This is a genomic window from Bacillus sp. B2-WWTP-C-10-Post-4 (assembly GCF_009183805.1).
In the GTDB taxonomy this organism is placed as follows: domain Bacteria; phylum Bacillota; class Bacilli; order Bacillales; family Bacillaceae_G; genus Bacillus_A; species Bacillus_A cereus.
Map to the genome: position 1 here is coordinate 1 of NZ_WEII01000101.1, position 13488 is coordinate 13488.

Here is a 13488-nt window from a genome sequence, read left to right on the forward strand (position 1 = left end):
ATATTGAATTGTTAAGATAAGAACATTTTCTGAGTTATGGAGGAAATGTCATGAAAAAAGACAAGAGACATTCTATTCGAGAAGCAATGAAAAAAAACTTAAGAAAAGAATACTTTTACTTAAAAAAAGAATTACTTTTCTACTGCCCAATTGATTTAGGCACATTCTCAAACGAGACATACTATGCTACTTTCGATGAAGATGGCATCAGTATTTATCAGTATGATAAAAAAACAGAAAGTAAATTAAAATTGTGTGAGCGTCATCCGTGGAAGAGTTGGAATAAAGTGAAGATTGATCACTATTTGACAACTTCTCAATTTATTTTTCAGGGTGAGCGAAATTGGATCTTATCTCTTTTTCAAAAAGGAAAAGAAGCTCAAAAAATTATTGAAGAGCATACATCTTTACAAACAGAAGTTGTTTCCCGCTCTTTCTTAAAAAAACTTCCTGGTTTTCGTTCTAATACACCACTGAATAAATACATCGGTAGTATTTGTTACACTGCACTTATTGCATTTTTATTAAAATGGATGATTCCATTTCAAGCACCACAAATCGCCCTGTATTCTATCTCGATTGGTTGTATGCTTCTTGGCCTACTTTGTTTGACAATCGGTTTAATTGAACCGACTATCGTACTGTTTCGAACAAAAGAGAAAACAAGAACAAAAGTTTTTTACTTATATAGCTATTTAGCTATTTCTGGATTTATATGTGTCTTTATTTTTTGGTAAAAGAAGCCGTCCCAAAATAAATTTTGGGACGGTTTTCTTTTAGATATAGATGCTCTAATTCACTCAATAGTTCTAGCAAAAGCGCCCATATAATTTCATTTACATTGAACCTTATTTAAGAAGAACATAAATTTGTTCAAAGTTTAATTTTTGAGATGCTTCCTTCACTTAACATATAATTGTTGATTAGGATAAATTAGCTCTTGCTGCAATCCATTTTTTTCTTTAATTTCCTTAAGTGTCATACTAAATTTCCGTGCAATACTAACTAAAGTATCCCCTTTTTGTACGACATATAATGATGAAGAAACAACTTCATTTCTTTGTTCATTTAAAACAAGCAATGGGTTCATCGCATTCTTTTTCGCCATCGTCCATCTTCCTTGATGAAGTTCTAGATGTAAGTGTGCACCTCGCGATTCTCCCGTGTTCCCTACTTCTCCAATTTTTTCTCCTTTGGAAATATAATCTCCTTGCCCCACATATCTCTTATTTAAATGTGCATATACAGCCTCATATTCTCCGTGTTTAATAAATACAACATTTCCATAACTACTTGAATAATAAGACTTCGTTACCCTACCATCTTGAATAGCTGCCACAGGCGTTCCAATCGGCGCAGCTACATCAATACCATAGTGTTTTCCATGCCTTGTCCCAAAATAATCACTTATCTGACCTTCAACAGGCCATGTCCATCGATTTTCTTCTGCATAAACATGTAATTGAGATACAAACAGTATACTCAATAACATGACGCCGCATTTTAAAACTTTCATATACATCCTCCGTTTTCTAATTACCACCATACCTTCTCTATTTTGGTATATTACAGAAAAAAGTATACAAAAAAAGAAAGTGAATTACTCCACTTCCTTCTCTTTCTTATCACGAAAAACTAATGCACTACGGTTATACTCCACATCTTTCACTTGTAATCGGGCATTTATTACTCGAGCTATCGCAAACAAATAATCAGATAATCTATTTACATACTTTAAGACAACTTCATTTATTTTCACTTCTTTTTGCAATGATACTATAGAGCGTTCTGCTCTCCTTACAACAGTACGTGCAATATGAATAGTAGCCGCCGCCTCGCTACCACCTGGCAAAATAAAGCGTTCTAATGGCGGGGCTTCTTCTATATATAAATCAATCTTTCTTTCTAAACTTTCAACCATCTCAATTGTCACTTTATAAGGAATTTTTTGTTCCACTATTGCCAAGTCTCCTCCGCAATCAAATAGTTCATGTTGAATATTTTCGAGCTCATTGTAAATATCTCTAAAAGCCTTGCCTTGAACCTTAGTCATTGCATATCCAATATGAGAATTTGCCTCGTCTATTGTTCCATACGCTTCCACACGGATATCATCTTTATCAACCCTGCCACCTATTACACTTGTCGTTCCTTTATCTCCTGTTTTTGTATATAATTTCATTTCTTCACAGCACCTCTCTTGTTATTTTTAATTCGACCAAGATAGAAAAAAGTTCTACCATTCTTTATTTAATTGAGTTTACAAAAAAATAAAAAACAGCAGAACCTTATTCATTATCAACTTTAAAAAAGCATATCTAAATTATACGATTCGGTAAATATACAGAAAATGTAGTTCCTTCTCCAACAACACTTGATACAGAAATTTTACCGTCATGGCCTTGAACAATATTTTTCGCAATTGCAAGCCCGAGTCCTGTTCCACCCTTTTTCCCACGTGTTCTTGCTTTATCAGCTTTATAGAAACGATCAAATAAAAATGGAATATCCTCTTCTGGAATGCCTACACCCGAATCTTGTACTTCAAAAATGAGGCCATTATTTTTCGTATCAATTACAAGCGTTACATGTCCACCCGCATTCGTATGACGAATTGCGTTATCAATCAAGTTCGTCAACACTTGTTCCATCCGATCTGCATCAAACGCATATTCTTCAATCTGATTCCGGAAATCAACTGTTAGTTCAACTTCTTTATCCTTTGCAATCCCTTGGAATTTACGACCAATTTTTTCCACAAACGGATGTATGTCCACTTCACCAATATGTAACTCTACGTGACCGCTTTCCATACGAGCTAAATCTAACAATTCATTTACAAGTTTACCTAAACGAACGGATTCATCATAAATGATTTGAACAAACTCATCTATTTCCTCTTTCGTTTGCACAATATCATCTAAAATCGCTTCACTATACCCTTGCAGCATGACCATCGGTGTACGAAGTTCATGTGATACATTCGCAATAAAGTCTTGACGCATTTTCTCAAGACGACGTTCTTCCGTCATATCTCGCAGTACCGCTACAGCCCCACGAATTTTCGTTTGATTGTAAAGTGGTGTCATAAGAACTACATAGTTCCCTTTTTGTAAATTAATTTCAACAACTTGTTGTTGCTCGCTTTCTACAACGAGATGGAATAGTTCCACAAGTTCAGAAGGTAATTTTTTACTTAACTCTATTTCTTTTTCTTCTTGCCAAACTTGTAAGAAATGTTCAGCCGGTGGATTAATAACTACGACTTCACCTTCTTGATTTAACGTAATAACTCCATCTGCCATACTACTCAAAATACTGGCTAACTGTTCTTTTTCTTGCTGCAAAGCATTCATATTAAACTTCAACTGTTTACCCATTTGATTTAAGGCCGTTGCCAGCTCACCAATTTCGTCCTGAGATACCATAGGAGCCTTTGCATCAAATTTCCCACGTGACACTTCAAAAGCAACCTCACGCATTTTACGAAGCGGTGCTGTAATCCGAGTAGATAAGAAGAACGCAAAGAAAGTTGTTAATATAATCGCAATCCCAGCGGCTAAGAAAATGAAATCAGTCGTTCTCTCCATATCTTTTATTGGCACTTGTAAAGATTCATATACGAACACTGCGCTTTGATTTTTTGATTGCACTGGTTTCCCAACGATCACAATATCATTTTCAGTGCTTTTATTCTTTCTACTATCAGAAGCTTTTCTAATGTTGTTCTTAATTTCTTTTTTGTCCGTAAAAACAGCGGCTAATTCTTTATCTTCTTTTAAATTATCCATTGTAAGGGTGACTAACCCTTCTTGTTTCGGTGAAGAAGAGATTTCCTTGCCATCTTCTACAATAATAATCCTTGAAAGTGGATCAGAGAATTTGTACGCGATGTTCTCAATCGTTTTTACATCGGCACCTTCTTCAATTAATTCCGTAACACTTGTTGCGACTTTTTGAAGTCTATTTTCACTCATATCAACATAATACGTTCTAAAAAATTGTGAAAGTAAAATCGCAACAAATCCAAGAACAAACGAAACGAGAAGTAATATGGTCATCCATAACTTCCCTACTACACTTCTCCAAAGCATCAGTCGTTCACAACCTCAAATTTGTAACCTACACCCCAAACAGTAACAATCATTTTCGCTGCATCTGGTGATTTTTTACTTAACTTCTCACGTAAACGCTTTACATGTGTATCAACTGTACGTAAATCTCCGAAGAATTCATATTGCCATACTTCTTTTAACAGCTGCTCACGATCGAATACTTTATCAGGAGCTTTCGCTAAAAATAATAGTAACTCATATTCTTTCGGCGTTAAGTTTACTTCATTGCCATCTGCAGTAACACGGTGTGCATCGTTATCAATTGTTAAGTGAGGGAATACAGTAACATCTTTTGTCGTTGTATCTTGTGTAAAGAATGTTGTTGGTACAGCACGACGTAATACCGCTTTCACACGTAGCACGACCTCACGTGGACTAAACGGCTTTACAATATAATCATCTGTTCCAACTTCAAATCCTTGTACTCTATTTACTTCTTCACCTTTTGCTGTCAGCATAATAATTGGTGTCGCTTTCTTCTCACGAACCCCTTTACATACTTCAATGCCATCTTTACCAGGCATCATAAGATCTAATAAGATTAAATCGTAATCATTTTGCAACGCCATTTCTAAAGCTGTATCACCATTATCTGCTTCTTCAATCGTATATTGTTCTCTTTCTAAGTACATTTTCAATAAACGACGAATACGATCCTCATCATCTACAATTAAAATTCTTGATTCATTTTCCATCTCTACCCGCTGCGTACTTTCACCTCAGCGGTTCACACCTACCCTTCTTTAACTATTATGTTGCGCTATTCTCGTTTATTTAAGCAATCTTCTAAATGTTTCACTTCCCATATTATGCTTCACAAGAATAATAAATTTTGTTCAATTTTTTTCCAAAACTATGTATTTTTTTTGAACTGTATATAATGTCCTCGACATCATTTTACAAAATCAACCGCTACTTTGTCATGTTTTTCTCAAAAAAGAAGAAAAGTTGACAAAAATAAAATAGGAAAGTGACATGCACTCTCCTATTTTATTTCTCTATGCATATGAATGTAAACCGGCAATAATTAAGTTTACTACAATAAAGTTAAACATAATGATTGCAAAACCAATTACTGCAAGCCAAGCTGATTTCTCCCCATGCCACCCTTTAGATAATCGTAAATGTAGTACTGCAGCATAAAAGAGCCACGTTATAAGTGCCCAAACCTCTTTCGGATCCCAGCCCCAAAAGCGCGTCCACGCTATTTGAGCCCAAATCATCGCAAAAATTAATGCACCTAATGTGAAAACTGGGAATCCAATTGCAATAGATCGATATCCGATTTCATCTAGTAGATCACTATTCGTATTCTTTACTAACGGCTGAAGTGCCGCCGATACTCGCTTCCGTAAAACGAGTCTTAATACAATATACAGTAATGTTCCAACTAACACTGACCAAATAACAGTATTTAATTTTTTTGCATTTACAATTGCTGGAACTTCAACTGCCGGTTCTAATTTATTTTCTGTCAGTAACTTCCCTTCATGCGGTCCAACTAAAGCCGGAAGATTGTACTTCATTTCCAGTTGTTGTTCATTTTTATCAATCCATTGAAACTTCGCTTCATATTTCATACTAGAAAATACCGTTGTTACTCCAATAAATCCAACTGTACAAACAAGTGTAAATACTACCGTCTCTAGCCAAAATGTACGTTTACTTCTCGTCGATTGATCTACATTTTTCAATAAATACATAACGCCTGTAATAAAACTAATCGCTAAAATGGCTTGTCCTGCTGCTGCAGTCGTCACGTGAATATGTAACCAATTACTTTTTAAAGATGGAATAAGCGGAGATATTTCCCTCGGAAACATACTTGCATAGGCAATTAATAAAAGCGCAACTGGTAATGCAAATAGTCCGATTATGCTTACACGGTACATAAAATACATGACAATAAATGCTCCTACAAGCATCATGCCGAAAAATGTACCGAATTCAAAAAAATTACTAACTGGCGCATGCCCTGATGCAATCCACCTTGTAACAAAATATACTGTTTGTGCTATAAACCCTAAAATTGTAATCGTTATTCCTACATTTGCCCATTTATGACCCTTTTCTTTAATGGCTCCCCCAAAAAATAGAGTCGCAATTAAATATAAAATAAATGCGGTAAAGAGAAAGTTACTACTTATTTGCACCATATCGTTTCCCCACCTTAACTAATTTTTTTATCGATTACTTTATCATTTGGCTGTGGAATTGCTGTACCTTCTATTACTCTTTCAATATCTTTCTTTAAACCGAACCAATTTTTATTTGTATGCCCTGCAATCCACCATTCATCATTAACACGTTGTATCCAAATACGGCGATGATTCCAATACATACCTTGAATGACACCAACCATAAATATAAATCCTCCAATGCCGAGAATCCAAAGCGTTAAATCTTTTCTTACAGTAAGTGCTGTTGCATTTTGCATTTCAACACCTGCAAACGACATTTTATATTTGTTGTTTCCATCTGGTTCTATATTTTGCTGAATACCAACAAAACTCACTTCACCATCTGGTGTTTCAGGTGTAAACATTTTAAATACAAATGCAGGATTGTTTGGTAATTTCGTTTTCGTATTTGGTTTTCCATTCTCATCAAAATAAAAATCAGGAAAATAGCTTAATAGTTCTAGAGAATAACCAGTTCCTAAATCATATTTTTCCTTAGGATTCGTTAAATCTACTTTAATCGGTCCCCACTTTTGATTATTTTCTTTATTTTGTAAGTTAAAGGACATACTTTTAAATTCACTTTCTTTATAATCCACTTGATACACTGCAAATTGATCAAATTTCAGTGGTTCATTCACTCGAATTTCCGCTTCTTTTACTTTTTCTAATTTCGGTTTTTGTCCTGCTATATTTTCTCCTACTGCTTTATATAATACGGCATTCGTTTGGAAGTTTTTCGCAATCATTTTATCGCCTACACGATCAATCGCTTCATCAAAAACTTCCTTGTCCTTACTTTTATCATAAACTTCTTTTATAAATTTCTCGTTTTTTAAGTAGTATTGTCCATCCGTCCCTGGTATCTCTTTCGTTTCACCGTCACGTAACCAAAGTGCTTCGTCTACGTACATACTCGGTAAAAAACGAAGCATCGCACCGAATAAAAAGATAATAAGACCGATATGATTTACATATGGACCCCAACGCGAGAAGCGTCCCTTTTCTGCTAAAACGTTTCCGTCTTCCACTTTCACGTTATAGTTTCTTTTCTTTAAATTCTTTTGCACTCTTTCCAGGTCACCTTCTTGCGGTGTACCAGTCCCATATAATCTCTGTCTCTTTAAAAAGCTAGGATGTCTTTTTACGCCTTGCTTTTTTAAAGCTTTATAAAGTGGAATAACACGGTCTAAACTACATATCACAAGTGAAATACCGATAGAAGCAATCAAAATCATATACCACCATGAACCGTATAAATTATTAAATCCTAATTGATAGTATAATTGTCCTAAAAATCCGTATTCTTGTTTATAATATTCAGCTGGTGCAATCCCTGGAGTTATGTACATTTCTTGCGGAAAAATAGTTCCTATCGCTGATGCAGCTAAAGTTATTACGATTAGCCATACACCCACTTTTACAGAAGAGAAGAAGCTCCAAATTTTATCGATTATCGTTTTTGTCTGCGTGAGAGATCTCCGTGCACTCCCCTCATAGCGCATATCCAATAGTTTTGTATTTTCATTGCTTTCAAATGGTTTCCCGCAAGCTTCACAAAAAACGGTTCCTATCGGATTAACATGTCCACATTCACATTTAATTTCTTTCAACACTCTCACCGCCCCTGTATCTATATGTACTATTGTATATTCTAACCTCAAGTTACCGCAATACTCAGAATTTTTAAACCAGAGGCACTATAGACACGCACCCCTTATGTAAAGGCTTTCTTTATTACGGAGTAATTTTCTTTAAATACCCTTCTAACTGTTCTTTCGTTTGTTCACCTATAATTTGCTCCACTACTTTTCCATCTTTATCAATCAAAAAGCTTGTCGGTAATGGACCTACTCCATATGTTCCTATAATCTTTTGTCCTTTATCAATGGCAACTGGGAATTTCAAACCATACTGGTTCACAAAGTTCTTTACTGCAATATCCGTTTCATCTGCATCTAACGCTATGATTTCAACACCTTTTTCTTTATACTTTGGATATAATTCATTCATATAAGGCATTTCTTTTTCACAAGGTTTACACCACGTGCCCCAAAAGTTTAAAAATACACCTTTTCCCTTTAAATCTTTTAGTTCAATTTTCTTCCCTTCTAAATCCGTCACAACAAAGTTAGGTGCTTCTTTTCCGATTTGCATTTTCTCTTTATTAGCAAAGAATCCTTGATAAAGGGTAAATCCTACAGCACCACATAAAATGAGTAGAATAATAACGCGAAATAATAAGCGATTTTTCTTCATATTACTTCTCCTCTCCTCGATAAATGTTATGTATTATCTTCTGTAAATGTTGTATTGAATAAATCACCAGCAGAGCACTCCACTGGTGAATTTTTAACTCTATAGCTTATCTTGGCTTTGTAGAAGCAAGCGCGCGTAATTGTTTCACCTCATGTGGTGTCAATTCTCTCGCATCACCAGGTCGCAGGCTTCCTACTTCTAAGAAAGCATAACGTTCACGTTTTAATTTCACTACTTTACAGTCTAACGCTTCAAACATACGACGTACTTGACGATTACGTCCTTCATGAATTGTTAATTGTACAATAGCCATCTCTTTACGCTTGTCCCAAGAAATAATTTTCACACGTGCTGGTGCTGTTTTACCGTCTTCTAACGTAACACCGCGTTCTAACATGCGAATTTTCTCACCTGTTAATGGCCCTTTTATTTTTGCAACATATGTTTTTTCAACTTTATATCTAGGATGCATTAATACGTTTGCGAAGTCCCCATCGTTTGTCATTAATAATACGCCAGACGTATCATAATCTAAGCGTCCGATTGGGAATAAACGTTGTGTAATTTCCGGGAAAAAGTCCGTTACAACACTTCTTCCTTTATCGTCTGATACACTTGAAATTACGCCAGTTGGTTTATATAGTAAAAAATAAACAGGTTCTTCTTTTTCAAGAGGGATGTTATTTACTTCTACTTTATCTTGAGGAGTTACTTTTGTCCCTAACTCCTTCACTATTTTTCCATTAACTTTCACTTTTCCTTGCTGAATTAATTCCTCAGCCTTTCTTCTCGATGCAATACCTGCTTGCGCAATCACTTTTTGTAATCGTTCCATTTCTTTTTTTCACCTCGAATTTATCTTACCTTACATTAGAAAGACTTGGCAACCGCATACGCTTTACGGCTATTCGCTTCATCTTACTTAAACAACATAGCGATGATAATAAACATATAAAGGTCAAATCATGTTTTTACCCTTTATTATTGTCCATATTTTTCATATTTCTCACAATAAAAGTTCATCATTTTGTCAAAAATACCACATAAAAAAACCACTATTAAGCTACACCTTAATAGTGGTCGTATACGTATTATAAGCGAAATAGCGTAAAAAATGAATAGTATTACTGAAACAATAAAGAAACGAACACAATTGAGCATATAATCCCGATTAAATCTGCAAAAAGTCCTACTTTTAGTGCATCCCCCATTTTTCTGATCCCAACCGCTCCAAAATATACAGTTAAAATATAGAAAGTCGTATCTGTACTCCCTTGCATCGTAGAAGCCAATCTCCCAATAAACGAATCTGGCCCATATGTGGCAATTAAATCGGTCGTAATACTTAAACCAGCAGAGCCTGAAATAGGGCGTATAAGTGCTAGTGGAACAATTTCTGCTGGAACATGGATCAAATCTAACATTGGCTTCATTACCGATATCATTGCGTCTAACGCACCTGAAGACCGGAATATAGAAATAGACACAAGCATTCCAACCATAAACGGTAAGATGGAAATTGCAATTTGAATCCCTTCTTTTCCTCCCTCAACGAACGATTCATACGTCGGTACTTTCTTTATTGTGCCATATAAAAGGATAAAACCAATTACACAAGGAATTACCCATAAGGAAATTGTATTTACAATACTCATTTTTTCCGCCCCTTTCTACTCCTTCTTCGGTAAAAATAGCGGTCAATCCAAATTGCTCCAATCATAGAAAGTACTTGTGCAATAAATGTTACCCCAACAATTTCAGTAGGATTCGCTGATTCATACGTCATTCGAATGGAAATGACTGTCGTAGGAATTAATGTAATGGCTGATGTATTTAATGCTAGAAACGTCACCATAGAACGGCTCGCCGAATCCTTTCCTCTATTTAACTCTTTCAGTTGTTCCATCGCTTTAATACCAAGAGGGGTTGCTGCATTACCTAGACCAAAAAAGTTTGCCATCATATTTGATAGAATAAATCCCATGGACGGATGATCCTTTGGTATTTCTGGAAACAACCTTTTTACTATCGGCATAAAAAGTATAACTAATTTTTTTAACAATCCGGCTTCCTCTGCAATTTTCATTAAACCGAGCCAAAATACTAAAACACTAATAAGTCCTATACAAATCGTTACCGCATCTTTTGCTCCGTCAAATACAGCTTTATTCACTTCTTCCATCGTGCCATTTATCATGGCGTATACAATCCCAATGACAGCCATCGCTACCCATACGAGATTAACCATCGTTCCCAACACCTATCATGTAAGAAAAAATTTCTTTCACATTATTCCAGTAAAGTCCCGTTGTAGCTACTAACTTCCGTTTACTATAAAATAAATTCCGTTCTCCAACTTTTTCATTACCAACATAAATGTCTGTCTTCCCAACCTTTACTCCATCCGTAAGTTTTATACTTTTATGGAGTTCAACTTTTAATACTACGTTCTTTTTTTCTTCTTCAGTTAACGGTACCGAAAAACTATTTTTCGTATAAACATGGTTGGCATACTTCTTTTCATTTATTTCAGCAATTGCTCCTTGTCCTAAAACTTTCGTTTGTTTGAAACGTTCAAAACCTTTATCAAACAAATTCATATGATCATCCCAATCACTAGAGGCACTCAAAGTTACGACAATTAAATCTAGTCCATCTTTTGATGCCGTTGTCACAAGCGTTCGCCCAGCTTTCTTCGTAAAGCCTGTTTTTCCTCCTGTTGCAAATTCATAATAAGACGTTACCAGCTTATGTTTATTTTTCCACGGGTAATCCCAAGAATCTGATTTATATGTTTTGGTTCCAAAGATTTTCTTAAATGTCTCGTTTCCCATTGCATATTTCGTTAATAATGCCATATCGTAAGCCGACGAATAATGTGATCCATCTCCATCTAAGCCATGAGGGTTTGAGAAGTGCGTATCTTTCATTCCAATTTCTTTCGCTTTTTGATTCATTAAATATACGAATCCATCTATACTCCCACCCACACTTTCAGCAATTACTTGCGCTGCGTCATTACCAGATCTAAGCATGAGTCCGTATACTAAATCTTCTAACTTCACTTTTTGTCCAGGCTTTAAATAGATTGCCGATCCTTCCACCCTCACCGCTTCATTACTAACTGATACCATTTCTTTCATCTTCCCTGATTCAGCAGCTAATAAAGCGGTCATAATTTTTGTTATACTAGCAATTTTTTGAGGCTCATGTTCTGCTTTTCCGTATAATACACGACCAGACTGTTGCTCCATTAATACAGCATTTCGAGCACTGACATTGCTGTTCATCTTTGCATATGTAGGAATCGGCATAACGCTTGCATACATCATAAAAAGCGTAATGATTACACAAATTCGTCTCATATTTCCCCCCACGTCCTTTTGGCACTTTTTGTACAAGTGTATGCTTGGCCTTTTAAAATATGAACGAAATCTTCCTTCTACTTCCATTAAAAAAGACGCAGAGAATTTGCGTCTAATATGGTGTCCATTCAATTTGTTTCGCAGTTTCAAACCTTTTTTCTACATCAGGCCAATTTACAACATTCCACCAGTTTTTAATATATTCATCTTTTCGATTTTGGTATTGTAAATAATACGCATGTTCCCAGACATCTAGTACAAGGAGCGGTATCGTATCCCATTGTGTAAATAATTGATGAAGTGTACTTTGCAAAATTTCTAACCTTCCAGACCGGGGTACCCAAACGAGAATTGCCCAGCCTGAACCTTCTACTTTAGAGGCCGCTTCTGTAAAATGTTTTTGGAAACGTAAAAAGCTCCCAAAATCTTGTTCAATTTGTTGTGAAAAAGCTCCTCTTGGACTTCCACCACCGTCTTTTTTCATGTTATTCCAAAATATCGTGTGTAAGTAATGACCTGACCCATGAAAAGCCGCTTCCCTTTCCCAATGCTTAATTAAATCAAATTTATTTGTTTTTCTCGCTTCTTCCATCATCTTCTCTGCTTTATTTAACCCTTCCACGTAACTCCGATGATGTTTATCATGATGTAACATCATAATTTCTTTAGAAATATACGGTTCTAATGCATTATACGGATAAGGTAATGGCGGGAGTGTATGTCCTCCAATTGGGACAGCTCGTTCACTATCCCCTCTTTCATATAATTCATATTCCTCTTCTTCTTGCATAAATACTTCCTGCAAGTGATGCTGAATGTGTTCTACATCATCGCTTATTTCATACATAAACTCTGCATCTGTTTCATACTCATGCTCTTTCATACGCTCTAATAACGTCTGAATTTTATAAGCAAGCATATGGACATCATACACTTCCATTGCGCGGCTATCTAATACGTGAAGAACACTTTCACACCAATTTTCTACTTCATGAAAGTAATCTGTAAATACACCTTGCTGATTCATGTTGCACCTCCCTAATGCTATCCACTTAACTATATTCAATGAAAATCCCTTATATAACTGTACAAAAGGAAAAGAAGCTAAGTAACCTTAGCTTCTTTTCCTCAATCAATATTTGTGTAACATCTTTGTCTGATAATCCGTCTCATAATATTCTAGTTCTTCACGCATCAATTGAAATTTACCTTCTAAACTCTTCATCACTTGCTCCAAAGATGCAGGTGGTGTTTGTTGAAAAACGATAGAATTTTTCCCTGTATATGCAGACCGACTATTTTCATACCAATGATCACTCTTCGGTGAAAAAAACTCTGCAATTACTTGATGGTAAATCTTATATAAAATTTTTTCAGCTGCTGTTTTTCGAAATGGCTGGCTATTCAACAAAACAAAACATGCATCCTGTCCTTCTTCGCAAAAAACGAGAAGTCGTCTCATTGATGCTAATACCCCTTTATAATATTGCTCATTCCCTGCTGGTGTTTCCTCTAATAAAGAAGGTAACGTATGATAATTTACATAATTGGTTATCAAATGAATAGCAT

General features: G+C 35.5%; 14 protein-coding genes. 1 reads left to right on the top strand and 13 read right to left on the bottom strand.

From position 1 onward, the window contains the following. Positions 1-50 precede the first annotated feature (50 nt). Entirely contained in the window at positions 51-737 is a 687-nt protein-coding gene (locus tag GBN78_RS24470) for a hypothetical protein (RefSeq protein WP_000710837.1), read from the top strand. 164 nt (positions 738-901) lie between these two features. Here GBN78_RS24470 and GBN78_RS24475 read toward each other — a convergent pair whose 3' ends face one another. From GBN78_RS24475 to GBN78_RS24535, 13 genes are all read right to left on the bottom strand, one after another. Further along, positions 902-1516, bottom strand: a complete 615-nt coding sequence (locus tag GBN78_RS24475) for a peptidoglycan DD-metalloendopeptidase family protein (protein ID WP_000866120.1) — start codon at positions 1514-1516, stop codon at positions 902-904. 84 nt (positions 1517-1600) lie between these two features. Further along, on the bottom strand, positions 1601-2182 hold the full coding sequence (locus tag GBN78_RS24480; RefSeq protein ID WP_000781278.1) for a cob(I)yrinic acid a,c-diamide adenosyltransferase: 582 nt from the start codon (positions 2180-2182) through the stop codon (positions 1601-1603). A gap of 136 nt (positions 2183-2318) precedes the next feature. After that, positions 2319-4094 carry a sensor histidine kinase ResE gene (gene resE, locus GBN78_RS24485; RefSeq protein ID WP_000964697.1) on the bottom strand — a complete coding sequence of 592 codons (1776 nt, stop codon included), beginning with the start codon at positions 4092-4094 and terminating at the stop codon, positions 2319-2321. Next, complete coding sequence (resD, locus tag GBN78_RS24490) at positions 4094-4810, bottom strand: DNA-binding response regulator ResD (protein ID WP_000426861.1); 717 nt, start codon at positions 4808-4810, stop codon at positions 4094-4096. The genes resE and resD overlap by 1 nt, the downstream gene beginning before the upstream one ends. A 303-nt stretch (positions 4811-5113) precedes the next feature. After that, entirely contained in the window at positions 5114-6271 is a 1158-nt protein-coding gene (gene resC / locus GBN78_RS24495; RefSeq protein ID WP_000250081.1) for a cytochrome c biogenesis protein ResC, read from the bottom strand. Between the two features lie 14 nt (positions 6272-6285). Next, on the bottom strand, positions 6286-7911 hold the full coding sequence (gene resB, locus GBN78_RS24500; protein ID WP_000910547.1) for a cytochrome c biogenesis protein ResB: 1626 nt from the start codon (positions 7909-7911) through the stop codon (positions 6286-6288). Positions 7912-8032: 121 nt separating this feature from the next. Next, on the bottom strand, positions 8033-8554 hold the full coding sequence (gene resA / locus GBN78_RS24505; protein WP_000742194.1) for a thiol-disulfide oxidoreductase ResA: 522 nt from the start codon (positions 8552-8554) through the stop codon (positions 8033-8035). A gap of 106 nt (positions 8555-8660) precedes the next feature. Further along, the gene (rluB, locus tag GBN78_RS24510) at positions 8661-9389 is read right to left on the bottom strand and encodes a 23S rRNA pseudouridine(2605) synthase RluB (protein ID WP_000440556.1); all 729 of its coding nucleotides are present in this window, start codon (positions 9387-9389) and stop codon (positions 8661-8663) included. A gap of 289 nt (positions 9390-9678) precedes the next feature. Continuing rightward, entirely contained in the window at positions 9679-10209 is a 531-nt protein-coding gene (gene spmB / locus GBN78_RS24515; protein WP_000029514.1) for a spore maturation protein SpmB, read from the bottom strand. Beyond that, positions 10206-10802 (bottom strand): spore maturation protein SpmA, encoded by a 597-nt coding sequence (gene spmA / locus GBN78_RS24520; RefSeq protein ID WP_152127792.1) that lies wholly within the window; start codon positions 10800-10802, stop codon positions 10206-10208. The genes spmB and spmA overlap by 4 nt, the downstream gene beginning before the upstream one ends. Then, positions 10795-11919 carry a D-alanyl-D-alanine carboxypeptidase family protein gene (locus GBN78_RS24525; protein WP_025967064.1) on the bottom strand — a complete coding sequence of 375 codons (1125 nt, stop codon included), beginning with the start codon at positions 11917-11919 and terminating at the stop codon, positions 10795-10797. Before GBN78_RS24525 ends, spmA begins: the two co-directional genes overlap by 8 nt. Before the next feature lie 112 nt (positions 11920-12031). Next, entirely contained in the window at positions 12032-12946 is a 915-nt protein-coding gene (locus GBN78_RS24530; protein WP_001075739.1) for a superoxide dismutase, read from the bottom strand. Between the two features lie 105 nt (positions 12947-13051). Continuing rightward, positions 13052-13483 carry a YpuI family protein gene (locus GBN78_RS24535; RefSeq protein WP_152127793.1) on the bottom strand — a complete coding sequence of 144 codons (432 nt, stop codon included), beginning with the start codon at positions 13481-13483 and terminating at the stop codon, positions 13052-13054. Positions 13484-13488 lie beyond the last annotated feature (5 nt).